Source organism: Bacillus sp. BC08 (genome assembly GCF_054326875.1).
The window spans coordinates 49,282-75,263 of record NZ_JBTGPA010000040.1; the positions used below are offsets into that span (position 1 = coordinate 49,282).

Sequence of the window (25,982 nt, forward strand, 5' to 3'; positions counted from 1 at the left end):
AAACTCCTCTTCTTTTTTGCCATTATTTTCTGATTGAATTGGAAGATTTATTCAAAAAAACTACCAAAAATATATATGTATTTAAAAAGTGGATATGGTAATATGTTGATTGAATATTCTAAATAAAAAGAAGTTAATGTTTAATAATATTTTGTTTGTTTTTTAGTAAGGAATATTTTATAATCTTTTATGCGAACATAAGTTCTGTTTTTGGAGGTAAAGAAGTTTATGTGAAATGGAGAGGATGTTTTATGTATCCTGAAGTCATTAAAAAGATGGCATTTTCAAAAGAGCATAGAGATTTATTATTGAAGCTGTATAATAAAGAGATTACGCGTCGTGAATATGATCGACTTGTAGCATCGCTATATAGACCTTCTAAAGAGGCTTGTGAGGGATAGAGGAACGGGAGACAATCTAATAGATTGTCTTTTTTACATTCATGTATGTTCTGGTAAAATTAAGGTTAGTCTTAATGGGGAGGTGAAAAGATTGCGGAAACGTTTATATATAGGGATTGGGGTTATTCTCTTAATCGCTTTAGGTGGCATTGTATTTTGGGCAGCTATACAAGGAAACCGTACAGAACATTTTATTTTAAGACATATGGTGAATGAAAATGGGACGCTTGCAACATATCGTTTAGCGGATACAAAGGCAGGTAAGGGTGAAGCGAAAGGCCGTGAAGCTTTATCAGAATCAGCAGGACTATGGCTACAATATACATTGGATAAAGACGATCAAGCGTTATTCGATGAACAAGTTAAAGTTATTCAAAATAGCTTTGTACATAAGGATCAAATCGTTATATGGAAAATCTCTGAAAAGGGAGAAATGCAGTCAGCTACCAATGCACTTATAGATGATCTTCGTATTATAGAACAATTATATCGTGCTTATGAGATGTATAAGGAGGAGCGTTATAAAAACTTAGCAGATCAATTGAGTGACGCTGTAATTCGTTATAATAAGAAAGATAATTATTACGTTGATTATTATGATGCAGATGCAGGGAAACAAAATAATTTTGCAACTACATCATACTTAAATCCGCACGCATTCTCGTATATGAAGAAGTACGGCAAGGTTTCTGCACAGCAATATCAGGAAGTCGTTCAATTTTTAGCGGATTATCCAAGGCATGGCTGGGCATTCCCAAAAGAGTATAAAGAAGATGGTACATTTACGTACGATAAAGAAGTGAATCTTATTGACCAATCATACGTGGCATATCATCGAAGTTTAGGTGCTCTTTCATCAGATGCTTATTTGGAATTTATAAAGAAGAAGTTCCAGGAGGATGGAAAGCTATACGGTCGTTACAATTTAGAAACGGGAAAACAAACTGTGAATTATGAATCGCCAGCCGCTTACGGACTAACGATCTTGTACGTACTACAAACAGGTGATACGAAGTTTGCAAAGGAATTATATGATCATATGGTCACATTCCGAAATGACAATGTATTTAGTAGATATTACGGTGGATACGTAACAGGTGAAAATAATAATACGCATATTTTCGATAACGTATTGCCACTTTTAGCGGAAATAGAATTGGAGAAGAGTAAGAAATAGAAGGTGCTATCCCCTTTTGGGGTGGCGCCTTCTATTTGGGTCGTTATGTATTGATATAATTTTACACCTTAATAGTAGAGAAGTACTCAATCACAAACTTACGGAATTGCTGAGCAGTTTTCGATAAGTAGCGTTTCTTCGACCAACTTAAGCCGATAGTTCGCTCGCAATTTGGTTCAATAATACGTAACTTATTTAATGCTAAAGTAGAGTTTTTTAATAAAGTTAAACTTGGGACAAAGGCGATGCCTAGGCCTTGCTTAATAAGGTCGCTAATCACGGTTGGTTCATCTACTTCAAAAGCGATATGTGGAGTGAAACCAGCTTCCTTGCAAAATTCATCTGTTAAGTGCCGAAATCCGTAACCAGTGTTCATACTAATAAATGGTTCGTCTTTTACTTCATGCAGATGGACACTGTCGCGTCCTGATAAACGATGGCCTGAAGGGACGACTAAGAAAATTTCTTCTGTAATAAGTGGTTCCCACATAATTTCCTCGCCTTCAATTGGTACAGAAGAAATGCAAAAGTCAATTTCTATATTATCTAGTTGTCGCTTCATAGAAGGAGTAGATGCGAGAAATTGTTGGAATCGAACGTTAGGATGCTCTAGTAAAAAAGAACCGAGTAGTTCTGGTAATATTCTCGGAATAGAAACTGCCAGTGTAATAGAGCTTTGTTGTAATTCAGCTAAATCTTTAATTTCTCGTTCACCTTCACTTAATTCATGAAAAATGCGCTCTACTCGTTTTAAAAATACTTTTCCAAAAGAGTTTAATGTAATCTGTCGACCTTGGCGATCAAATAGCGGGACGCCTAAGTCCTTTTCTAATCTAGCGATTGTTTTGCTGAGCGAAGGTTGTGCGATATGCAATTCTTCAGCCGCTTTTGTCATATGTTCTAATCGTGCGACTGTCTGAAAGTATTTTAGTTGAAGAAGTTCCATTTTGACGCTCCTTTCTATAGACCAAAAGGAATGAATTGATAATTAAAGATGTATTATACAGTATGGAAAGTGGCGTGTATAGTAAATCTGTTAAACCATTGTAATGGTGTTAAATTAGGAGAAGGAGTATGTTTCATGAAAGGAATTCAACTTATATTTAAAGATTGGAAAGCGATGTGGCACCATAAACATGGACGTATCGCTTTAATTTTTTTGTTAATCGTTCCTTTAATTTATTCAGGATTCTTTTTAGCTGGATACTGGGATCCGTATGGGAAATTAGATAAATTACCTGTTGCGATTGTAAATTTAGATAAGGGTGCTGCGATGGATGAAAAAACAATTCATGCCGGAGACGATTTTGTAAAAAATTTAAAAGAGAATAAGGAACTAGCTTTTCATTTCGTATCAGAAAAACATGCTGATGAAGGGTTAAAAGAAGATAAGTATTATATGGTTGTTACAATTCCAGAGGATTTCTCTAAAAAGGTAAGTACACTTATGGATGAGAAACCAGAGCCCGCGCAGCTTCAGTACAAAGTAAATCCGGGTAAAAACTTTGTAGCAGCTCAAATTGGAACGACAGCTGTTGAAAATATGAAAACAAAAATTTCAAATAGTATTACGAAATCTTATACAGAAGGTGTCTTTTCAAAGTTCCAAGACTTAGCACAAGGATTGAGTGATGCAAGTAATGGCGCTGAGAAGTTACATGAAGGAACGACAGATGCAAGAAATGGGGCCAATCAGCTTGCAGATGGTATTCATCGTTTAAGTGACGGGACATCAAAAGTGAAAGAGGGAAGTGAAAAACTTGCTGCTAGCCAATCAGCCTTAACTGGCGGAGCAAACGAGCTAAGTCAAGGAGCAAACTCACTTCATAGTGGGATGGAGTTATTGACGCAAGGTGAAAAAACTTTACAATCAGGGGTTAGTGAATTAAGTGCTGGTACAAATGAATGGGTGAACGGAAGTGAGAAACTTGCTGAAGGGCAAGTGAAAGCGGACAATGCAGCAAATAGTGTAAAGCAACAATTAGAAGAGTACGTGAAAAGTCACCCAGAAGTGCAACAAGATCCTGCTTTTCAAAAGATCATTGCTACTTCTAATGGATTAGCTAAAGCAACAAGCACTTTAAATAATAGCCAACAACAATTGACACAAGGTGCGCAGAAGCTTGTGGCTGGTCAGCATAAGGTTGAAGAAGGCATGCATACATTTGGAGTTAAGTTAAATGAGGCTACTACTGGAACGAAAAAGCTAGCAGATGGTGCGGGGAATCTGGCTGATGGATTTACGAAGTGGGGGAACGGATATATATCCCTGCAAGAAGGTGTAAATCAGCTTGCAAGTGGCGGAACAGAGTTAAATAACGGTGCTGGTAAGTTAACAAGTGGACTTGTTAAACTTGACGATGGTGCAAAAGAACTTTCTACAAAATTGGGAGAGGGCGCAGAGAAGATAGCGGATATTCGCAATGATGATGCACGCAATACGATGTTCTCAGAGCCAGTTCAATTAGTGAAGTCGACAGTTTCTGATGTGCCTAATTACGGTTCAGGTATTGCACCATATTTCTTATCACTTGCATTTTATGTTGGCGGAATTATGGCATCAAATATTTTACCTCTTGGCCGTAGACAAAATATGAAAGTAAGCGGAACGGTACATTTTATTAATAAACTAGGATTGGTATATGTAATTGGACTGATTCAAGCATTACTTGTGGATGTGGTTGTACTAGGGGTTATGAAATTAGAAGTTGCAAGTGTGCCACTCTTTATTTTATCAAGTATTGTTATTTCCTTTACGTTCATGACGTTTATTCTTATGTTAGTAACGGTATTTGGTCTTATTGGTAAGTTCTTAGCAGTAACGCTTCTTGTCCTGCAATTAGCGACGAGCGGGGGTACTTTCCCAGGAGAATTAAATATAGCTGTTCTTAGCAAGGTTGGACAATTTCTCCCAATGTCCCATTCTCTTAGAGGGCTACAAGATGTGATTTCTTTAGGAGATTGGTCGCAATTACAAATGCAAATTTTAATATTATTATGCTATCTCGTTGTTGCCGGCGGAATTGCTTGGATCACGAGTCATATACAACATAAAGAGACGAATGCAGAACAAGTTTCCTAAAATGAAAGAAGCTATCCATTTTTTCCGGATAGCTTCTTTTTTATTTGCGTTGCATTACCGCAAAGTAATTGTTTTCATTATCAGCAAAGTTGAATGCTCTACCTGTAGGTAAATCTACAACTTGTCCAACTGTAACGTTTTTCTCAGAAAGGTCTTTATACAGTTGGTCTAAGTTATTAGAGAAGAACATAAGTGAAGGTGTATTTAAGTTTAATTCAGGTTGCATCTTAGCAATTAACGCTTTATCGTGAAGGACGATGCTTGTGCCTCCTTCTTTCGTTGGTGCAATTTCAATCCAGCGAAAGCCTTGTCCGTTATTTTCTTCCGCAATAATTTGGAATCCTACTGTCTCAGTCCAAAATTGTACTGCTGCATCTTGATTATTTACATATAACATAATTTGTCCAATTTGATTAATCATAGGTGTGTCCTACTTTCTTTTCTTATATGGAATTCTATTATATCAAAGATATGGTTTGAATACCTTTTCGTGATTTTTCCGAAGTACAATCTTAGCCCATTTCACATTTTTCGTAGGAGAAGGTCCTGTAATCCATGTATGAAATGGTAGTGTACTGCAAATGACCATTGCTGAAATTGAGATTGTGGCCGTTATTGTAAATAATAATAGGCTATATAATATTGTATTTTCTTGCAGTGTGAATAAAGAAAGAAATTTTGTACATAGTTGCAAGAAGAAAAAATGAGCTAAATAAGCACCATACGTGTAATTTCCAATAAATCGTAAAGCTTTATATAAGAAACCGCGTCGCTGTACGATTGTAATAGACAGCACGTAAAGTATAATAATTTCGCATACGATATATAAAAACATAGACGGTTTTAAATAGGTTGAAACGGTTAAATGAATAGAGTTTGCTCCGTAAAAACTAAATAACTCATAATTGATGAATAAAAATAAGATGAAAAATAATATTGTAATAAGCGGGATATGTTTCATGACAAATGTACGCCACGTTTTTAGCGCTACAGCAGCGATTCCTCCCATGACGAAATAGAATGAGTAGAAGAAGAAGGAACGATCTGTATAATGTAAAATGGTTGAGCTAGTCAATTTCTCTCCATTAAAAATGTAGTGAGAAGAATACCACATTAAGAGGAAATATAGACAAGCAAAGATAGTCATATATTTATATATGTCTTTTTTATTTTCTGTTCGTTTTTGAAACCAATAAAATAGTGTACATAGTAAAGGGAACAATAAGTGAATTTGGAACATCATAATCACGTACCAAAGATGGGGTGCAGCTGTTCCGAGTAATAAACTTTTGATACCACTTTGTAGTGTAATCATATCGTTTGTTGTTAATAAGTAAAGAATAGACCAGAAGAAATAAGGAATGAGTAAATGTGCGGCTTTTTCATAAATATATTCTGTGTAGGCTAGTTGCTTCGTATATTGCCGAATTAAGTGAAAGCCGACGATAAATATGAATGCAGGTGCTGAAAATTTTGCAAGGTTGAATAGCATGCCCATAATGAGGGAGTGCTCAAGTAAGACATTTCCTTGATTCATTGTATATAATAAGGAACTTTGCAAAACGACAGCAAGAAATGCAATGCTTTGCAAAACTTTAAATTCTGGTGCGCTTTGAGTCATTAGGTCCATCTCCTTTTCCATACATGATTATAGTACGGAGAATGGATAATGAGTGTGGAATATTTGTGAAGATTATAACAAATTTGTGGCGGAATGGATCAGCAACAAAAAAGAGGATGCTCGGCTGGAGCATCCTCTTTCTATTTATTAAGCAAATTTGTTTTTGATCCAGTTCTTACCTTCTACAAGGCGAGCTGTCATTACGGCACAAGCGTTATCTGCTGTTACGTTTAACATCGTTGCAGGAGGATCAATGATTGTACTGATTGCTGCGATAATTGGCAATGCTTCTGGCGGGAAGCCGTATAGAGAAACGATTAACATTTCACCAATCATACCGCCGCCTGGAATAGCGCCCATTACTGTTCCTACTAATAGAGAAACAACAAGTGCGATTGCTAATGTTTTCGGTCCTTCGAATTCCATGTTGAAAATACCGAATAAGAAAGCAATTTTTAATACGCCGCCTAAAACAGATCCGTCTTTATGAAGTGTAGATCCAAGAAGGACAACTGTTTCACGAACGTCAGAAGAGATACCCATTTTCTTCGTTGCTTCCAAGTTCGCTGGAATACTAGCAGCACTACTACAAGTTGCAAGTGATGTAACTGTAGGAGAGACCATGTTCTTCCAAAATATTTGTACACCTTGTTTGCGACCTGCAAGGTATGCATAGAACGTGAAGAATACAAAGAAGTAAATTAGAGACGCTGGATAGTATACCATTGCTGCTCGGAAGTAAGTTCCAAGAAGTTGTGGTCCGAATTCACCAACTAATGCTGCGAAGTAAGCAGCAAGTCCGATTGGAGCGTAGTACATAATGAAAGATACAACTTTCATTGAAATTTCTGCACCAGCTTGTAAGAATGTAGCGAATGGTTTTCCTTTTTCACCAACTGCTGAAGTTGCAACCCCCATTAAGATAGAGAAGAAAATAAGAGCTAACATATTTTCACGAGATAGTAACTTCGAGAAGTCAGATACTGTTATAATACCGACGATTTGATCTGCAACACTAACTGCTTTTTCAGCTTTATCAGGCTGTGTTAGTTCCAATACAACACCTTGTGCTGGCGGGAATACTTTCACGACAATAATCATAAAAATAGCAGCTAAAATACTTGTAAATAAGAAAGTCCCAGCCATACTAGACATAATTTTACCGAAACGTTTTAATCCATCCATATTAGCAATAGATGATGCGATGCTAAAGAACACTAAAGGTACAACAATCGTAAACATTAAGTTTAAGAAAATGTCACCAAGCGGCTTTAAAGCAACTGCATCGGTACCCATGAAATAACCAATGAAACCACCAATTAGGATAGAAGATAATAAAATAAGTGGAAAGCGATATGCCTTCATAAATATATCCTCCTATCAATTAAAAAATCATACTGAATTATTATAGCGAGTTAGAGTCCTCTTTACTAGGAGAATAATGATAGATAGAATAGCGTGAAAACCGAGAAATTTTTGTTTTTAAGCTCGGCATACAGCAGGCAATCTAGACATATATATTTGTAACCTAGTGGCGGCAAGGGATGCGTCGTAATTTAGGTTTGGAAAAAGGGGGAGGGAAACGGAATGAATATTTTACTTTGCTGTGCAGCGGGAATGTCTTCCAGTTTGATTGTTACAAAAATGGAGAAAGCAGCAGAGGCAAAAGGGATAGAGGTAAAGATTTGGGCAGTATCAGGTTCTGAAGTAAATAGTCACATAGATGAAGCTGATGTGCTTTTACTTGGACCGCAAGTACGTTATTTATTACCGAAAATGAAAGAATTATGTAAGGAGAAGGGAGTACCTGTTGATGTCATTCAACCCGCCCATTACGGGCTTTGTAATGGAGAAGCTATCTTGCAAGCAGCTTTGTCAATGAAACCATGAGGAGAGTGGGATAGATGATACGGTTTTTAGAGAAATATGTAATGCCGGTAGCAGGAAAAGTTGCAGAACAGAGGCATTTGCTAGCAATTCGTGATGGACTTGTATTGACGATGCCTTTCTTAATTATAGGATCATTTTTCCTCATCATTAGTGCTTTACCAATACCAGGTTATAATGATTTTATGGCAGGTTTGTTTGGGGAGAATTGGCAGAGGGCTTTGGGGTATCCAGTTAGTGCAACTTTTAATATAATGGCTTTAATAGCTGTTTTTGGAATCGCTTACAGACTTGGAGAGTATTATAAAGTGGACGCTTTAGCATCCGGGGCATTGTCGCTTGTGACGTTTTTACTTGCGACGCCATTTCAAGTTGCATATATTATACCAAGTACAAAAGAGAGTGTACTTGTAGAAGGTGCTATCCCAGCTGCGTTAATGGGAAGCCAAGGGTTATTTGTAGCAATGATTATTGCACTTATATCTACTGAACTTTATCGGTTTATTGTACAAAAAAAGATCATTATAAAGATGCCAGAGACAGTTCCGCCAGCTGTGACACGTTCATTTGCCGCGCTTGTTCCAGGATTTATTGTTGTAACGGTTATTTGGATTTTACGCCTAATTATAGAAAATACTTCTTTTGGCAGTATCCATAATATTGTGGGGCAAATTTTACAGGAACCACTTAGTGTACTTGGTGCTAGTCTTTGGGGTGCAATAATAGCTGTTATTCTCGTTCATGTTCTTTGGTCGTGTGGAATTCATGGAGCTACTATTGTTGGTGGTGTAATGAGTCCGGTTTGGTTGTCGTTAATGGATCAAAACCGAATTGCTTACCAAGCAGGGCAAGATATACCAAATACGATTACTGCACAGTTTTTTGATTTATGGATTTATATGGGTGGATCTGGTGCGACACTTGCTTTAGTTATTGGAATGTTATTGTTTGCACGGAGTCAGCAATTAAAAAGTTTAGGAAGATTGTCAATTGCACCTGGTATATTTAATATTAATGAGATGGTAACTTTTGGTATGCCGATTGTCATGAACCCAATTTTACTAATTCCATTTATATTGGTTCCGGTTGTGTTAACGATTGTTTCTTACTTTGCAATGGAATGGGGATTAGTTGCTCGTCCGAGCGGGGCTGCTGTTCCTTGGACGACACCAATTCTATTTAGTGGATATTTAGGATCGGGCGGGAAAATTTCAGGTGTTGTGTTACAACTTGTTAATTTTGCGCTTGCATTCTTCATTTATTTACCGTTCTTAAAAATATGGGATAAACAAAAGTTGGCGGAAGAAAAGGGGGAGTAAAGAACTAAAATGGATACGATAGAAACGAAGGCTTTTCACTTAATTTTGCATGGGGGAAATGCACGAAGTTGTTCAATGGAAGCAATTGATTGTGCAAAGCGTGGAGAATTTACAGAAGCAGAAGCGAAATTACAAGAAGCGTTAGAGGAATTAAAAGAGGCGCACCGTGTACAAACGGAGCTCATACAGAAAGAAGCTGGTGGTGAAAAGACCGAAGTTACCCTTCTGATGGTGCACGCGCAAGATCATTTAATGAATGCGATTACGGTGAAGGAATTAGCGAGTGAATTTGTAGAATTATATAGGAAGATGTCAGTATCGGAATGAACCTTGCGTATGCAAGGTTTTTTTATGTTTTATAAAGATACTTTCATTATTACTTACGTCGTTATATGGTTTGTAATGATTTTATATCGGAAACGAAAAATTGAGGAATTAAATCATCAATTAAGATGAATAAACTATGTATGTGTACGTACCATCAGTGGAGTGTTATGAGCCCCACTGATGGTATTTTCATATTAACAAGCCTCCTTCTTCTTGGGAAATGAGAATGGTAACTAATTGATAGTAACAAATTCTCCTACACCACGAATTAATTTTTTTATATGCATACGCTCTGGTTTTAATACGCTTATTATAGAATCAATGGCTTCTTGAGGATCGACAGATGTGCCACAAGTATAACAATCAATTGCTGCAAATTTCTTTTCAGGATAAGTGTGAATAGAGAGATGGCTTTCTGATAATAAAAGTAATACCGTTACTCCATATGGGTGGAATTCTTTGTTACTTACATTTAAAACGTGAGCACCAGATCGATTCGCTGCCTCTATTAAATGATGCTCTAAAAAATGAACATCATTTAATAGAGAAAAATCCACGCCCCATAAATCTACTATTATATGACGACCAAACGTAGAATATTCCATATATTTATACCCTCCTTGTCAAAACTCCATTTCTATTTGATAGCAATGATGTAGGGTAAGATTAGATTCTGAATTTAAAACGGCATTATTACGGTGCTCTAAATGTTCTTCTTTAAATTGAAACAAAGGAGCAAGAAGAGAAGGTAATGTTCGAGGAGTTGGCACAACATATAATTGCTCAATTTGATCGAGTACATAGGCAGAGTTAGTGGCAATATGAAATCCCCAGTCAGTTCCGAAAGATGGGACGATTGTATGATAACTTTTCACAGTTAATCCGGCATGTTCAATTGTGTTACCGATACCCCAATATACAAGAGGTGCATCAGCAGGTGAATTAGATTGGCAGACGAATGCCCCATCTTCTGTTAAAAACGTAGCTATACGAGCAAATAGTTCACTTGTATATAAAGTACTTAATACTTCTGTCGCTGGATCAGGAAAATCAATAATAATTACATCATATAAAGAGGAAGGAGATTTCAGAAATTCTTTTGCGTCACATACATGTACATTTGCACGCTCATCAAAAAATGCACGTTGGTTTAAAGAAACTAATTCTGGAACATTGCGAGCCATCGTAATCATTTCTTCGTCTAAGTCGACAAGGTCTACATGTAGAACTGTTTCATATTTTAAAACCTCTCTTAAAGCAAGACCATCGCCACCGCCTAAGATGAGAACGCGTTTTGGATCTATTACCTTTGACATAATCGGATGAACAAGTGCTTCATGATAGATTTGCTCATCGACGGAACTAAATTGTAGTTGTTTATCCAAATATAGACGAATGTCGCTTACTTGGAGTAAATTAATGTTTTGATAATTACTTTTTTTTTCAAATAAACTTGTATGTTCACCAGTTTGTATTTCTTTTAGAGAAATTTCATCCCATACATCTAAGCTGTGTGAATCTGTGGGTACTATTATTACATTTTCCGATTGTGCTTGTTTATTAGGTTCGCCCTGTTCGTCTTGCTTGTCTTGTTTATCGTGTTTGCCCTGTTTATCGTGTTTGTCCTGTTTATCGTGTTTGTCCTGTTTGTCTTGTTTATCGTGTTTGTCCTGTTTGTCTTGTTTGTCCTGTTTGTCTTGTTTGTCCTGTTTGTCTTGTTTGTCCTGTTTGTCTTGTTTGTCTTGTTTGTCTTGTTTATCGTGTTTGTCCTGTTTGTCCTGTTTGTCCTGTTTGTCCTGTTTGTCGTGTTTGTCCTGTTTGTCTTGTTTATCGTGTTTGTCCTGTTTGTCCTGTTTGTCCTGTTTGTCTTGTTTATCGTGTTTGTCTTGTTTATCGTGTTTGTCTTGTTTGTCGTGTTTGTCTTGTTTGTCTTGTTTATCGTGTTTGTCTTGTTTGTCGTGTTTGTCTTGTTTGTCTTTTTGATCTTGTTTATCTTCAGTGTCCTGTTGATCTAGTGTATTCGTGTTGGAATTTAATGCAGAATCCTCTTCTTGTTTATACCATTTATTTGGAACCTGTATTCTATAAATCTTCATTCTACCTTTTTTTCTATGCTTTGGCATTGGAATCCCCTTTCAAAATACTTTATTTTCTTCTATTCTATGTAATTTAATAGAGTTTGACTGGACAATAGCTAGACGAGTGTCTTGAATAGGTATTTGTTTTTGATTTGAGCTGAAATATTATATTTTTACGCTTTTTTTTTAAAATTACTGTTTTTTTGTTTTAAACACAACTAGACAACTAAACACTAATCTATTTTCATACAGTTATGTGTTAAAATCGTGTTGTTTTATAACACACTGTGTGTTTTTTAGGTGACACACTAATTGGAAGCGTTAACACACAAAGAAAACAGTCGGAAAAGTGCTGATTTTAGTGGTTTTAAAAAGTTGGCACGCTAATTGCATTAATAAATAGCGTAAAGAAAAATAAATAAAACATAAATTTTTTATACTACACAAGGGGGATTTTCAAATGAATATTTTATTATGTTGCTCAGCAGGGATGTCTACAAGTTTACTAGTTACAAAAATGGAAGCGGCTGCAAAAGCTCGCGGTCTAGAAGGTAAGATTTGGGCTGTATCTGGGGATGCAGTAAAAACAAATATCGATCAAGCAGATGTATTATTACTAGGACCACAAGTTCGTTACATGCTTTCTTCAATGAAAACGCTTGCTGATGAGAGAAACGTTGGGATCGATGTTATTAATCCAATGCACTACGGCATGATGAATGGAGAAGCAGTTTTAGATCACGCGTTAACACTTAAAAAATAATTAGGGGGGGGAAGCGAAATGCAAAAATTTATTGCATTTATGGAGAAATATATTGTTCCTGTCGCTGGTAAAATCGGATCGCAACGTCACTTAGCTGCGATCCGTGACGGATTTATTGCAGTTATGCCACTTATTTTAGTTGGTGCACTGGCATCACTAATTAATGGTTTTCCATCTGAAGCATTCCAAGATTTCATGAAAGGTTTGTTTGGTGAAACGTGGAAACAAGTTGGCGGTGGAATGTGGACTGGTTCTTTCGCAATTCTAGCACTAATCATAGCATTTACAACAAGTTATAACTTAGCAAAATCTTACGGTGTTGATGGCTTGTCAGCAGGTATTATTTCATTTGGTGCGTTAATTATTCTTACGCCAACAACACCGAAAGAAGGCGGATTGAACTTAGCTTGGACAGGTGCACAAGGGCTATTCGTAGCAATTATCGTGGCACTCCTTGTTACTGAGGTATTCCGTTTCTTTGTACAAAGAAACATTACTCTTAAAATGCCTGATGGAGTACCACCAGCAGTTTTAAGATCTTTCGCAGCTATAGTTCCAGCATTTGTTATCTTAACAGTAGTTGCAGGTATTCAATTAGCAGTGAAATTAGCTGGTACAAGTGTTCATGAATTTATTTTTAATACGATTCAATCACCACTGCAAAGTTTAGCAGGGACATTACCAAGTGCAATTGTCATTGTAATCCTTGTTCATCTTCTTTGGTTCTTCGGTTTACATGGGCCAAATATCGTTGGTGGTATTATTGAGCCATTATACTTACCAGCATTAGAGAAAAATATGAAGTTATTCCAAGGTGGTACATCTGCATTTGATGTTCCAAATATTATTACAAAACCATTCTTTGATACTTTCGTATATCTTGGTGGTTCTGGTGCAACATTAGCATTCTTAGTAGTGGTATTACTTGTAGCAAAAAGTGCACAATTACGCGGTGTATCTCGCTTATCAATTGGACCTGGTGCATTTAACATTAACGAACCAGTAATCTTTGGTACACCAATTATTTTAAATCCAATTTTATTCTTACCGTTTATCGTAACACCAATTGTATTAGTAATTACGTCCTATACAGCTATATCTATTGGATGGGTACCAAAAACAGTTGTGATGATTCCATGGGCAACACCACCAATTATTAGTGGTTATCTTGTAACAGGTGGACATCTTTCAGGTGCAATTCTACAGTTATTCAACTTTGTAATTGCGATGGTAATCTACTATCCATTCGTTGTATTATGCGACCGTTCTGTTGTTCGTACTGAAAAAGCAACAGCACAAGGAAATAATAACTCTGTACCTATGTAACATAGTAATTGTTCTCACAGATAACATTATCTGTGAGAACAATCACCTTTATATCATGTTCAGAAAGATGAGACCCATCTACAAGAACACCAAACTATCATTCATAAAATAATAATGTAATAGAAATGTTCAAACTGAAGGGGTATTTCAATCGGTTGAACCATAATAGAGAGGGCGGTAATTATGATGACTACAGCAGAACAAATTCCATTCCAATTAATTTTAAATAGTGGTAATGCACGAAGCTTTGCAATGGAGGCACTTCAATTTGCCAAACAGGGGAAAATGGCAGAGGCAGATGAAGCGATGGTAAAGGCGAAAGAAGCGATTAATGAAGCGCATCATTTCCAAACAGAGCTCATACAATCAGAAGCAAGAGGAGAAAAAACAGAGATTAGTGTTCTTTTAATTCATGCACAAGATCATTTAATGAATGCGATTACAGTAAAAGAATTAGCAGCAGAATTTATTGACCTTTATAAAAAGTTAGAAGCGAAAGGGGAATAAAGCATGACTGGAATTAAAATTGCTACAATCGGCGGTGGATCTAGTTATACACCAGAGTTAATTGAAGGATTTATTAAGCGTTATGATGAGCTTCCTGTTCGTGAAATTTGGTTAGTAGATATTGAGGCAGGAAAAGAAAAGTTAGAAATCGTTGGTAACTTAGCGAAACGTATGGTGAAAAAATCTGGTTTACCAATCGAGGTACATTTAACACTTGATCGTCGTGAAGCATTAAAAGGTGCTGACTTCGTAACAACGCAGCTTCGCGTAGGTTTATTAGAAGCTCGTGCAAAAGATGAGGCAATCCCGTTAAAATATGATGTAATCGGTCAGGAAACAAATGGTCCTGGTGGTTTATTCAAAGCACTGAGAACGATTCCTGTAATTTTAGACATTTGTAAGGATATGGAGGAGCTTTGTCCGAATGCATGGTTAATTAACTTCGCGAACCCAGCTGGTATGGTAACAGAAGCTGTCCTTCGTTATACAAATATTCAAAGAGTAGTTGGTCTATGTAACGTTCCAATCGGAATCCGTATGGGTCTTGCAAGATTACTTGAAGTAGATGCAAGTCGTGTCCACGTTGATTTTGCAGGTTTAAATCATATGGTATACGGACTAGATGTATATTTAGATGGCGTAAGTGTAATGGATCGTGTGTTAGAGCTTGTAACAGATCCAGAAAAGCAAATTACGATGGAAAATATTGCAGCACTTAACTGGGAGCCAGATTTTATTCGTGGTCTTCGTGTAATTCCATGTCCATACCATCGTTATTATTACAAAACACGTGAAATGTTAGAAGAAGAGAAAGAAGCTTCAGTTGAAAAAGGTACACGTGCAGAAGTAGTAAAACAATTAGAAGATGATTTATTCGAGTTATATAAAGATCCGAACTTAGATATTAAACCACCACAATTAGAAAAACGTGGCGGCGCTTATTATAGTGACGCAGCATGTAGTTTAATTACGTCTATTTACAATAATAAAGGTGATATCCAGCCTGTTAATACACGAAACAATGGAACAATTGCAAGCTTACCACATGATTCGGCTGTTGAAGTGAACTGTATTATTACGAAAGAAGGTCCAAAACCAATTGCAGTTGGAGATCTTCCCGTACCAGTTCGTGGTTTAGTACAACAAATTAAATCATTTGAGCGCACAACAATTGAAGCTGCTGTTACAGGGGATTATCATAAAGCGCTGCTTGCTATGACAATTAATCCACTTGTACCATCAGATAAAGTTGCAAAACAAATTTTAGATGAAATGTTGGAAGCACATAAAGAATATCTTCCACAGTTCTTCAAAAAGGTAGAGAAATAAAGCGGCGCTATTTAGCCCGCTTTTTTTATTCTATTAGGAGGTATTACGATGATTAAGTTAATTGTAAATGCAGATGATTTCGGTCTTACAGAAGGTACAAATTACGGCATTATTGATGGACATATAAATGGACTGGTAAATTCAACGACGATGATGATGAATATGCCAGGAACAGAGCATGCGGTACGCTTAGCAAAAGAGTATAACTTACTCGGAGTAGGCGTACATCTCGTATTAACAGCAGGGGAACCACTGCTTGGAGACGTACCATCACTTGTAAGTAGCGATGGATTGTTTCATAAACAAAGCGTCGTATGGAAAGGAAATGTAAATCCAGAAGAAGTTGAGAGAGAGTGGACTGCTCAAATTGAAAAATTCCTATCTTACGGATTAACGCCAACTCATTTAGATAGTCATCATCACGTGCATGGGTTGCCGATCTTGCACGATGTTCTTGAGAGATTAGCGGCTACATATAATGTCCCGATTCGTCGTTGTGAGGAAGAGCGAGCGGTGCGCCCATTTTCTGACGTGTTTTACAGTGATTTTTACGCGGATGGTGTGACGGAAGATTACTTTGTGAAGTTAAAAGAAAGAGTACAAGGTGAACAAACGGTAGAAATTATGGTTCATCCAGCTTATATTGATCCAGAGCTTGTGAAGCGTTCTTCTTACGTGATGGATCGTGTGAAAGAATTGCGCATTTTAACAGAGAGCGAGTTGCCTGAAGGAATAGAGCTTGTGAAGTTTTAATAGAAAAACGACGGCTATATAATGCCGTCGTTTTTTTGTGCTTACAAGATGGATAGAATATATCCGCCAAAGGCCCCAATTATAACGATAATCCAAGGAGGTGTTTTCCAAAAAGCGAGCAAGCAAAATAGAAGAGACGCAAAAACAAAATCTACAGCGTTCATAATTGTGCTTGTCCAAATAGGATCATAAAAAGCTGCTAATAAAATACCGACAACGGCTGCATTGACTCCAAGTAATGCTCCTTGTATGAAAGATATTTTTCTTACACTGTCCCAAAATGGTAAAACACCAATAACGAGTAAGAAAGCAGGAAGAAAGATCGCAATTGTTGCGAGTATGGCTCCAAGCGTCCCGTTTAACACTGCTCCTATATAAGAGGCGAATGTAAATAGTGGACCTGGTACGGCTTGTGTTAATCCGTATCCAGCTAGAAACTGTTCTTTCGTCATCATTCCGTTTTGTACGAACTCACCTTCAAGGAGGGGCAGCACGACGTGTCCCCCTCCGAATACAAGTGCACCAGAGCGATAGAAACTATCAAATAAAGCGATGTAATAAGAGAACGGTCTTAATATTGGTAGCAGTAGTAACAGCCCGAAGAATAAGACGAGACAAGAAACTGCTATCTTTTTTGAAATAGGTACTTTTATATGTTGAGATTGGCTAATTGGTTGGTTGCGATATAAAAACCAGCCGATAAAGCCTGATATTATAATGAGGGTGACTTGTGTCCAGCTGCTTGGCCATAATAAGGCGATTGCGGCAGTTACAATAGCGACTGTCGCACGATTTCGGTCTGGCGTTAATTTTTGTGCCATTCCCCATATGGCATGAGCAACAATAGCGACTGCTACAAGCTTTAGTCCATGAATCCAGCCAGCGCTTCCAAGATTGAACTGATTAAGGAATGAGGCGAAGAAAACCAAAACAAGCACAGACGGTAAAGTGAATCCAATCCATGAAATAATAGCTCCTAGTACCCCGCCTCTTAATAATCCAACCCCCATACCGACTTGACTGCTAGCAGGGCCAGGAAGGAATTGGCATAGTGCTACTAAATCTCCATAGCTTCGTTCATCCATCCATTTTCTTTTTTGTATGTATTCGTGGTGGAAATAGCCGAGATGGGCGACGGGGCCACCAAATGAAGTAAGTCCTAATTTAAATGAGACGAGAAAAATCTCTAATAATGTGTGAAAAGTATATTTGTTATTTGTCAAAACGCCCTCCTAGAATGCTTTTCTAAGTGCATTATACAAAAGATAGTGAAGCAAAAGGAACGATTCTAATGTAAAGATTGTGTGAATCTTTTCTTCGCAATTAAAACTTGAAAAAGTCATAAATGATTATGTATAAACCATAAAGTAGTAGAAGTAGTGCTGGGAAATTTATATGAGGAGAATGCCCGTATGACAACACATTTCTTTGCGAGGTTAACAGGCAAGAGGGAAATACCTCCTGTAAATACAGAAGCTTATGGTGTAACAGAGTTTATATTTAGTGGTGATTTAAAGAAATTGCAATATCGGGTCATATTGAAAAACATCGAAAAAGTTACATCATGCCAAATTCATTTAGGGAAAACGGATCAAATTGGTCCAGTTGTTTTAAATTTGTTTGGTCCGCTAAAGCAAGGTATTAGTGTAAATGAAGGAGTCGTGACTGGTGTAGTCAATGTGGATGATTTTGAAGGGCCTTTACAGGGAAGAGCGTTTGATAGCTTACTGCAAGAAATCATTGAGGCGAATGTATATGTAAATGTTTATACGAAGTCCAATAAGAAGGGCGAAATCAGGGGGAGAATTAGGAAAGTAAAGAAGTAGAAAAAAGGCTGTCCATATTTTGGAACAGCCTTTTCTGCTATAAGGTGCAAATTTTAGCGATTATTGTCTGTAAATCGATATATCTGGAAAAACGCCGATATAATCTGAGTTACGCCGATATAGTTAAACAACTGCCTCGATTAATTTTTTACAGGCTGATTTTTAATGAAGAAGTCCATAACATAAAACACTTCGTCATCAGGTATTTGTATTTCAAATGTATTTTCAATGGGTTGTAATGCTTTTTTCACTTTCATATACATCCAGTACTCATCTTGTCTTCGTTTCTCTTTATCTGGATGAGGGAGGAGGCTCTCTCCTTTTTGAAGACGGTCAACCATACAGCTCATATGCAGGATCACACCCATTAAGCTGTCAGGAGTTAGCTGTAAGGAAATTAATTCTTGAATTGTATTTAATGCGTAACGAATTGTTTTAATAAGTAATGCTCCGTCGTTCCGCTGCATTTGTTGTTCCAGAATATCAGCCATTTTTGCATATGTTTCTTCATACGTAATTAATTCTTGAATTGGCTGAATTGCAGTGTAGTTTACAATATCTTGGAAATGATATGTTAAGCATGGCACTTGCACATCGAAATTGGTGACGATACAAATGATATTCCGCTCTTTTTTGATGTTCTCAATCATTTTCGTTAAATCTTTTTCATGGACGATACTAATCGGAATAATTTCAATTAATTCTTTGTCAAATCGCAAATAGTTCTCTAACATTTTTTGAATAGCTAAAGCGCTGCCTTCCCCAGTTAAACAAGCAGTCAAAATAACAGATTTCATTGGTGATAGTGGCTTTTTCTTTTCTTCTTGTACGTTTAAGTAAAAAGGTGTTAAGTTCTTCACTGTTTCATATAATGCATCTAACGAGTAGCCAAGCTGTGCTTTTCGAGCCGCTTCTAGTGCATGTGGGGTGCTCGTCATGGAAAGAACACGTACCGGAATTTTGAACTCAGTTTCTAATATATCCCCAATATAAGCAAGCGAACCCATATCAACGAGTAAGAGAAGTCCATTTACATTTTGGAGTGTTTTCATATACACTTTCACACGCTCTAAGAAATCTTTCGGCGATTCATGTAACGGCATATCAATACCGGTTACTTCCTCAATGCCGAGAAGTTCGTTTGCGACGTTTGCCATTTCTGTTGCGATGCCGTTACCGTGCGCTAATATTAATACTTTTACTTCTGTTTGTGAGGCAGGAATTGGATCAACAACGAAGAACATTGTTAAAAAGCCTGCTTCATCAATAGGCATTGTTATTTGTAATTCGTCCTCCAGTAGTTGGATGCATTGCATAGCTACGGAAAAAGCTTCTTTGTATTTCGTACGAATTTGATTTAATTGTGGGTGATGAATTTGTTTCCCAGCTTGCAAACGTTGTAAAGTTGTCTGTACATGTAAACTTAAAGCGAGAAATACTTTTTCATCAAACGTCTTAGACAAATGCTTCTCAGCAAGTACCGCAATTTTTTCACAAACGGAAACGATATTACGATCCACAATTTTAAAAACATTTTCATGACTTGTCTTTTTTGATATTTGGTTAAAATATTGTACGAAAAAGCTTTGAATATCATTTTCTATTAGTAATTCTAATTCTTCCTCTTCAATTCCGCGAGCTTGGAGTTCTTCGTATTTATAATCAATATAATCGTATATAGAAGACTGTTTTTCATTCTCTATTTTATGATTACTCCAACCTTCATTACCTGTAAATACAAATGTTTCATTTGGTATTTGGTATAGATGACGGCTCTTTCTTTCAATGAATAGCCCTTCTTTCATATACCAAGGTAAATCTGTACTTGAAACATAAACAGAATCACGTTTCTTCGTCACAAAGTCAGAATAGGCTTTCGCACAGGCAATTTGTACATCCGTTTTTAATTGCCCGATGTTATTGGGACAATTGTAAAAGACGAAGGCACGCATTGCGTTCGGGCTAACGTGAATTTCTTTTCGTAGGCGTATCGCTTCATTTGTGAAAAATAGTTGTAGTAAAGCAAAGCGTTCTTTATGTGTACGCTCACGAAGTGGTGGCAGCGTAACAGTCATCGGTATACGTCTTGTAAATGTTTTTAATAAAAATGAATTTGGTTCTTCTGTTGTTGCAGTAATGATTAATACTTGTGCCTTACGCTCGTTTTCTGTTTCTCCCAGGCGGCGGTATACCCCGCGGTCAATAAAGGTGAAAAGCATTTCTTGTCCCTCCGGAGGAAGACGATGTACTTCATCTAAGAAGAGAATCCCTTCATGTGCTTTTTCAATTAACCCTTTTTGATCACTTGCCCCTGTATAAGCTCCTTTTTTAATCCCAAATAACTGCCCCAGTAGTAGCTGTGGATTATTTGCGTAATCAGCACAGTTAAAGACGATAAATGGTGCATTTTTAGGAAGCTGTTCAACTTCAATTGCATATTCGTGCATTAAAGAAGCGAACATAGATTTTCCGACTCCTGTTTCTCCTAGCAGTAAAGTATGCATACCGTTTGGAGGATAGAGAATAGAAGCTTTCGCTTTTTCGATTGCGATTTTAAGGCTTGTATTTTCAATTGCAAATGTATCTAATGAAGTCATTTCATTTGAATGCGTTTCCAACAAAGCGTTCGTTTCTATATAAAAACGAACAGGACGTGTATTTGTTTTTAATAAACGTTTATCTTTTACAAGTTTGTTTAAGTCGCTACTTACATTGGCGCGATCTAGCTGCAACAGGGTAGCGAGTTCTGATGCAGTTACACCTTCTGTATAATTTCCTTCTTGCATTGCGTTAAAAATGAGATCTATTCGTTTCATTTCTATTCACCTCGAAACTTCATCACTATTTAAAATTTTACACAAAAATGGGAAGGGTGGGAAGAGAAAAATAAAACAGCTTTAGCATATAGGCACTAAAGCTGTTACAATCTTGTGTCTTTCCAAAAGTTCACTTTGAGGTGAGAAGATGGATTATAGGGAAGAAGTTTGTATCCTTGTGACTGTAAGTAATCAATTACTTTGGGCAGTATTTGTACGGTTACACTCGAATCATGCATTAAAATTACTTCGACTTGTTCATCGCTCTGATTACGTACTCTTTCTAGTATGGCAGAAGGATTGTCATAACTTTTCCAGTCGTATGTATCGATTGTCCAATCCCACATTTTATACTGGGCGGATACAAGTGCATCACGGTAATTCTTTTTTAAGTAAGGCATGCTACCATACGGGACACGAACGAGATGTGTATTTAATTTTGTAACTTGTTGAACAATGGTTTGTGTTTGTTCCATTTCTGTAATTAAAGCAGATGGATCACCAGTATAAAGGCGTTTTACATCGTGTGACATACTGTGAAGTCCGATATAATGCCCGTCTTTAATTAATCGTTGCATTGTTTTTTTATAATGTGGCACTTTTCCACCAATAACAAAGAAAGTTGCTTTTCCGTTCTTTTCTTTTAAGATGTTTAAAATTTGCGTAGTATATTTGTTTGGTCCGTCATCAAATGTTAAGTACGCGATTTTTTGGATAGGAGAGGTAGTTTCAGTATTTGGATGATGTTCAGCAGGAATCATTGTAGTTGCCCCTGCATGAGATGACGCGTACATAGTAATTGTTAAAAATAAAATAATGCATTGAAATACTCGCTTGATCATAACATTCACCCTCAGTTTGACAATCAAGATGTAAAAAAGAAAATATAACCCTTTTCTTATTATGTATATCTTTCTCCAATAGTGGGACTCTCAAACAAACTATATTTTGGAAATATGAAATGAGGAGTAAAAAATAAAAAATAGCATCCTCTTATAAGAAAGAGGATGCTATTTGAATATTTCATAATAGTAAAGGCTATACTACAATTAGTCTTCGCGTTTTTTCACTTTTTTATAAAAGGAAATAAGTGGTTTGTAACGTTCATGTACAAGCCCAATTACTTCAGCAATAATCTCTGTAAAGAAGATTAAAACGAAAAGAAGAATAATGGATAACCATAATGTCGCACTAGAGAAAATGATTGCATTTACACTAAAGAAAATACCGAATGCGTATATAATTAGTACCGTTTTACGATGAGAAAAGCCCATTGCAAGTAAACGGTGATGTAAATGCGATTTATCTGGTGCTGAAATAGGTTTTTTATTTACGATACGGCGGATAATTGCAAATGTCGTATCAAATACAGGTACGCCTAAAATGATAACTGGAACGATAAAGCTGAATAACGTTACACTTTTGTATAATCCAAGTAACGATATAACAGAAATACAGTATCCTAAAAATAGTGCGCCTGTATCTCCCATGAAAATTTTTGCTGGATGGAAGTTGTAGAATAAAAATCCAATTGTACTTGCTAATGTAATTAATGCTAGTGGTAAAATAATAGCGGCTCCAGTGCCCCATGGGCTAGTGAAGGCCATATATGCTAGCGTTGCAAGTACGATAGATGAAATACCAGCAGATAACCCATCTAAGCCATCAATTAAGTTGATTGCATTTGTAATACCTACAATCCAAAATACTGTAATTGGATAAGCAAGCCATCCAAGTTCAGTATCCCCGAGGATTGGAATATATAATACTTGCACTAATAATCCACTTTTTACAATCATCATGGCAACTAATAGTTGTCCACCGAATTTTACCTTCGCAGATAACTCGTACATATCATCTAAAATACCGATGATTACAATGATAATCGCACCTAGCGTTATCGATAACATTCTTTGCTCATATAATCCGCCAACAACAAATCCTACAGCCACACCAATAAATATCGCTAATCCGCCAAGACGAGGCATGATCTTTTGGTGTACTTTACGCGCGTTTGGCTTATCTGTTGCTCCTATTTTAAAAGCTAACTTAATAACTAAAGGAGTAACGACGAGTACAGTGATGAAAGATGCCAAAATGGCATAAATCACTTGTGAGTCCATTAATACCCCACCCTTTTATAGTCTAACGTAATTTTTTTTAAATGTATTTATCTGAAAATTATGATGTTTATTTACAGGCTCATAACATATGGTATCACAAAAAGATTAGAATTCAATCTTTTTTTCTTTGCACGGCAAATGGGAGCAGATAGAATATATGACAATTGTATACAGAATGTTGAATCGTTTGAGAAGGTTAATCGTATTGTACTTTAGAATATGACATTTTCTCTGTTTCTTCGATAATGAATATTTTTATTTCAGTATTATAAGTGTTACACGTAGAAATGAGTAAATTCCGTGTTAAAATGTGGGAATTTATTCACATGAACGGGCAGTAAGGCTTCCACCTCAAAATTTAGTTGAAGCAAAGAATTTAGGTGGGAACCTTAATTCCTGTAAAGTCTCGATTGGTTTAACTAATCATTAGCGGAGGATGAATGCCCCTCACTGAATAAAGTTTTATTTTATATTCTTGCATGTAATTTTACAAAAACTTAAAAAAGAATGGAAAAAGGTATTCATATAATAAAGAAGTAAAAGGGTTTTCTCATTTTTAATGTGAGAGGGGGAAGCACAGGGGAAATTCTATGTATTCGTATATTTTCTATTGTATATTCCTGTGCGAAAAGGAAATGAAAATTACGATAATAGGTACCGGATACGTTGGATTGATTACAGGAGTAGGGTTGGCAATGTTAGGCCATTCAGTCACATGTTTTGATATAAATGATGAGAAAATTGAACGGATAAAGCAAGGGGATCTGCCTATTTATGAAGCGGGTTTATATGAATTAATAAATGATGCGTGTGAGAATGATTGTTTAACTTTTACAACAAGTAGGGTAAAAGCATTTTACGATGCAGACTTTATATTTATTGCAGTTGGAACGCCATCTTTATTAGATGGGACAGCAGATTTAACATATATTCGAAGTGCTTGTGATGATATCGGAACATATGCGACGAACGACATTATTGTCGTTACGAAAAGTACGGTTCCTGTAGGTACAAATGATGTTATGAGAGGATGGATTGAGGAGAAATTACAAAGTAGATATGAATTACATATCGTATCGAATCCAGAATTTTTACGGGAAGGTTCAGGAATTTATGATTTTTTTCAGGGAGATCGTATTGTAATTGGAGCAGATAATGAGGCAGCAGCGCGGAAAGTGGAGAATTTGTATAGTGAATTATACTTAAAAACATATGTTACAGATATAAAAAGTGCAGAGATGATTAAATATGCATCGAATGCTTTTTTAGCGACAAAAATTAGTTTTATCAATGAAATTTCAAATATATGTGAGAAGGTAGGAGCCAATGTATTAGACGTTGCACAAGGGATGGGAATGGATAAGAGAATTGGGGCGTCTTTTTTAAATGCTGGCATTGGTTATGGGGGTTCGTGTTTTCCGAAAGATACGAAAGCCCTTGTGCAAATTGCAGGGAATGTGGCGCATGATTTTCGCTTGTTAAAAGCAGTCATTGAGGTGAATAATAAACAACAGTTGTTATTGATTGAGAAAGCGAAGAAAGTATTAAATATGAACAAGAAGCGGATTGCGGTGCTGGGAGCGGCATTTAAACCGAATACGGATGATATAAGAGATGCACCGTCACTTATTATGATACAAGAATTAATTCATATAGGTGCGGATGTAGTTCTATATGACCCGAAAGCAATTTCAAATATGAAAAATATCTTTGGAGAGACTATACAATATAGCGAATGTATAGATGAATCGATTAGAGGAGCGAGTGCGGCTTTTATCATGACAGAATGGGAGGCTATCCGAGCTTATCCGTTAGAAAAGTACGCACAACTTATGAGAGAGCCTATTTTATTAGATGGAAGAAATTGTTATACTATTGAGGATGTCAAGAAGCAAGAGATAGACTATTATTCGGTTGGAAGAGAAAGTATTTGTAAGAGGGACTTTTCCGTTATTCGTTAAAAAGGCATGTATTCATGTATATTCTTATATGTCATAATAGAATTTGTAACTAGTGAAAGAAAAGAGGCAATGAAATGACTGAACGTTTAAAAGTAATGACAATTTTCGGGACACGTCCAGAAGCAATTAAAATGGCACCTCTTGTGTTAGAGTTGCAAAAGCATCCAGAAAAAATTGAATCAATTGTGACTGTAACAGCACAACATCGTCAAATGTTAGACCAAGTATTAAGTATCTTTGGAATTACGCCAGATTTCGATTTGAATATTATGAAAGACCGCCAAACCTTAATTGATATTACAACACGTGGTTTAGAAGGTTTGGATAAAGTAATGAAAGAAGCAAAGCCGGATATCGTACTTGTACATGGTGATACAACGACAACATTTATCGCAAGTTTAGCTGCTTTCTACAATCAGATTCCAGTAGGTCATGTTGAAGCAGGACTTCGTACATGGGATAAATATTCTCCATACCCAGAAGAGATGAATCGCCAATTAACAGGCGTCATGGCAGATCTTCATTTCTCACCTACAACAAAATCAGCAACGAACTTACAGAAAGAAAATAAAGATGAGTCACGCATTTTCATAACAGGAAATACAGCAATTGACGCACTAAAAACAACTGTAAAAGAAACATATAGTCATCCTGTACTAGAGAAACTTGGAAACGATCGTCTTGTA

The 25,982-nt window shown here is 36.6% G+C and carries 24 protein-coding genes; 14 read left to right on the top strand and 10 right to left on the bottom strand.

Annotated features, from left to right (window positions below; translation table 11 throughout):
• The first annotated feature begins 251 nt into the window (after nt 1-251).
• The gene (locus ACXVYO_RS26565; protein ID WP_000283173.1) at nt 252-401 is read left to right on the top strand and encodes a hypothetical protein; all 150 of its coding nucleotides are present in this window, start codon (nt 252-254) and stop codon (nt 399-401) included.
• Between the two features lie 91 nt (nt 402-492).
• Entirely contained in the window at nt 493-1,578 is a 1,086-nt protein-coding gene (locus ACXVYO_RS26570) for a transcriptional regulator (RefSeq protein WP_458469214.1), read from the top strand.
• 61 nt (nt 1,579-1,639) lie between these two features.
• On the opposite strand, the gene ACXVYO_RS26575 is transcribed toward ACXVYO_RS26570, so the two are convergent.
• On the bottom strand, nt 1,640-2,524 hold the full coding sequence (locus tag ACXVYO_RS26575; RefSeq protein ID WP_458469216.1) for a LysR family transcriptional regulator: 885 nt from the start codon (nt 2,522-2,524) through the stop codon (nt 1,640-1,642).
• Nucleotides 2,525-2,659: 135 nt separating this feature from the next.
• Between ACXVYO_RS26575 and ACXVYO_RS26580 the strand changes: the two genes are divergently transcribed.
• Nucleotides 2,660-4,660: a YhgE/Pip family protein gene (locus ACXVYO_RS26580; RefSeq protein WP_458469218.1), complete on the top strand. Its 2,001-nt coding sequence runs from the start codon at nt 2,660-2,662 to the stop codon at nt 4,658-4,660.
• A gap of 40 nt (nt 4,661-4,700) precedes the next feature.
• Here ACXVYO_RS26580 and ACXVYO_RS26585 read toward each other — a convergent pair whose 3' ends face one another.
• The 3 genes from ACXVYO_RS26585 to ACXVYO_RS26595 form a co-directional block, all read right to left on the bottom strand.
• Nucleotides 4,701-5,081, bottom strand: a complete 381-nt coding sequence (locus tag ACXVYO_RS26585; RefSeq protein WP_458469219.1) for a VOC family protein — start codon at nt 5,079-5,081, stop codon at nt 4,701-4,703.
• A 42-nt stretch (nt 5,082-5,123) separates the two neighbouring features.
• Entirely contained in the window at nt 5,124-6,281 is a 1,158-nt protein-coding gene (locus ACXVYO_RS26590; RefSeq protein WP_458469221.1) for an acyltransferase, read from the bottom strand.
• A 147-nt stretch (nt 6,282-6,428) separates the two neighbouring features.
• Nucleotides 6,429-7,646: a dicarboxylate/amino acid:cation symporter gene (locus tag ACXVYO_RS26595; protein ID WP_458469223.1), complete on the bottom strand. Its 1,218-nt coding sequence runs from the start codon at nt 7,644-7,646 to the stop codon at nt 6,429-6,431.
• Nucleotides 7,647-7,868: 222 nt separating this feature from the next.
• Between ACXVYO_RS26595 and ACXVYO_RS26600 the strand changes: the two genes are divergently transcribed.
• Genes ACXVYO_RS26600 through ACXVYO_RS26610 form a run of 3 tightly spaced genes read left to right on the top strand, consistent with a single transcriptional unit; the run spans nt 7,869 to nt 9,814 of the window.
• A complete protein-coding gene (locus ACXVYO_RS26600; protein WP_458469225.1) occupies nt 7,869-8,171 on the top strand; it encodes a lactose/cellobiose PTS transporter subunit IIB in 303 nt (100 codons plus the stop codon).
• A 14-nt stretch (nt 8,172-8,185) separates the two neighbouring features.
• The gene (gene celB / locus ACXVYO_RS26605; protein WP_458469227.1) at nt 8,186-9,487 is read left to right on the top strand and encodes a PTS cellobiose transporter subunit IIC; all 1,302 of its coding nucleotides are present in this window, start codon (nt 8,186-8,188) and stop codon (nt 9,485-9,487) included.
• A 9-nt stretch (nt 9,488-9,496) separates the two neighbouring features.
• Complete coding sequence (locus tag ACXVYO_RS26610) at nt 9,497-9,814, top strand: PTS lactose/cellobiose transporter subunit IIA (protein WP_000379646.1); 318 nt, start codon at nt 9,497-9,499, stop codon at nt 9,812-9,814.
• A gap of 233 nt (nt 9,815-10,047) precedes the next feature.
• On the opposite strand, the gene speD is transcribed toward ACXVYO_RS26610, so the two are convergent.
• Nucleotides 10,048-10,419: an adenosylmethionine decarboxylase gene (gene speD / locus ACXVYO_RS26615; protein ID WP_458469229.1), complete on the bottom strand. Its 372-nt coding sequence runs from the start codon at nt 10,417-10,419 to the stop codon at nt 10,048-10,050.
• A gap of 18 nt (nt 10,420-10,437) precedes the next feature.
• Nucleotides 10,438-11,937, bottom strand: a complete 1,500-nt coding sequence (locus ACXVYO_RS26620) for a polyamine aminopropyltransferase (RefSeq protein ID WP_458469230.1) — start codon at nt 11,935-11,937, stop codon at nt 10,438-10,440.
• 415 nt (nt 11,938-12,352) lie between these two features.
• Here ACXVYO_RS26620 and ACXVYO_RS26625 point away from each other — a divergent pair, with 415 nt between their 5' ends.
• The 5 genes from ACXVYO_RS26625 to chbG all read left to right on the top strand — a co-directional run bounded on the left by ACXVYO_RS26625 (nt 12,353) and on the right by chbG (nt 16,570).
• Nucleotides 12,353-12,655 carry a PTS sugar transporter subunit IIB gene (locus ACXVYO_RS26625; protein WP_001023569.1) on the top strand — a complete coding sequence of 101 codons (303 nt, stop codon included), beginning with the start codon at nt 12,353-12,355 and terminating at the stop codon, nt 12,653-12,655.
• 18 nt (nt 12,656-12,673) lie between these two features.
• Nucleotides 12,674-13,981: a PTS cellobiose transporter subunit IIC gene (gene celB / locus ACXVYO_RS26630; protein WP_458469232.1), complete on the top strand. Its 1,308-nt coding sequence runs from the start codon at nt 12,674-12,676 to the stop codon at nt 13,979-13,981.
• Between the two features lie 183 nt (nt 13,982-14,164).
• Nucleotides 14,165-14,488 carry a PTS lactose/cellobiose transporter subunit IIA gene (locus ACXVYO_RS26635; protein WP_000989050.1) on the top strand — a complete coding sequence of 108 codons (324 nt, stop codon included), beginning with the start codon at nt 14,165-14,167 and terminating at the stop codon, nt 14,486-14,488.
• A gap of 3 nt (nt 14,489-14,491) precedes the next feature.
• Nucleotides 14,492-15,817 carry a 6-phospho-beta-glucosidase gene (gene celF, locus ACXVYO_RS26640; protein WP_458469233.1) on the top strand — a complete coding sequence of 442 codons (1,326 nt, stop codon included), beginning with the start codon at nt 14,492-14,494 and terminating at the stop codon, nt 15,815-15,817.
• Nucleotides 15,818-15,865: 48 nt separating this feature from the next.
• Nucleotides 15,866-16,570 (top strand): chitin disaccharide deacetylase, encoded by a 705-nt coding sequence (gene chbG, locus ACXVYO_RS26645; RefSeq protein ID WP_458469235.1) that lies wholly within the window; start codon nt 15,866-15,868, stop codon nt 16,568-16,570.
• 41 nt (nt 16,571-16,611) lie between these two features.
• Here chbG and ACXVYO_RS26650 read toward each other — a convergent pair whose 3' ends face one another.
• The gene (locus tag ACXVYO_RS26650) at nt 16,612-17,793 is read right to left on the bottom strand and encodes a chromate transporter (protein ID WP_458469237.1); all 1,182 of its coding nucleotides are present in this window, start codon (nt 17,791-17,793) and stop codon (nt 16,612-16,614) included.
• A gap of 189 nt (nt 17,794-17,982) precedes the next feature.
• Between ACXVYO_RS26650 and exsM the strand changes: the two genes are divergently transcribed.
• Nucleotides 17,983-18,396, top strand: a complete 414-nt coding sequence (gene exsM / locus ACXVYO_RS26655; RefSeq protein ID WP_000207038.1) for an exosporium regulatory protein ExsM — start codon at nt 17,983-17,985, stop codon at nt 18,394-18,396.
• Between the two features lie 140 nt (nt 18,397-18,536).
• Here the strand turns inward: exsM and ACXVYO_RS26660 are convergent, their stop codons facing one another.
• The 3 genes from ACXVYO_RS26660 to ACXVYO_RS26670 form a co-directional block, all read right to left on the bottom strand.
• Complete coding sequence (locus ACXVYO_RS26660; protein WP_458469239.1) at nt 18,537-21,212, bottom strand: sigma 54-interacting transcriptional regulator; 2,676 nt, start codon at nt 21,210-21,212, stop codon at nt 18,537-18,539.
• A gap of 104 nt (nt 21,213-21,316) precedes the next feature.
• Entirely contained in the window at nt 21,317-22,054 is a 738-nt protein-coding gene (locus ACXVYO_RS26665; protein ID WP_458469241.1) for a polysaccharide deacetylase family protein, read from the bottom strand.
• Between the two features lie 207 nt (nt 22,055-22,261).
• The gene (locus ACXVYO_RS26670; RefSeq protein WP_000378314.1) at nt 22,262-23,335 is read right to left on the bottom strand and encodes a glycosyltransferase family 4 protein; all 1,074 of its coding nucleotides are present in this window, start codon (nt 23,333-23,335) and stop codon (nt 22,262-22,264) included.
• A gap of 590 nt (nt 23,336-23,925) precedes the next feature.
• Here ACXVYO_RS26670 and ACXVYO_RS26675 point away from each other — a divergent pair.
• Nucleotides 23,926-25,296: a UDP-glucose dehydrogenase family protein gene (locus tag ACXVYO_RS26675; protein WP_458469243.1), complete on the top strand. Its 1,371-nt coding sequence runs from the start codon at nt 23,926-23,928 to the stop codon at nt 25,294-25,296.
• Nucleotides 25,297-25,370: 74 nt separating this feature from the next.
• A partial coding sequence (gene wecB, locus ACXVYO_RS26680; RefSeq protein WP_458469245.1) for a non-hydrolyzing UDP-N-acetylglucosamine 2-epimerase occupies nt 25,371-25,982 on the top strand: 612 nt, incomplete at its 3' end.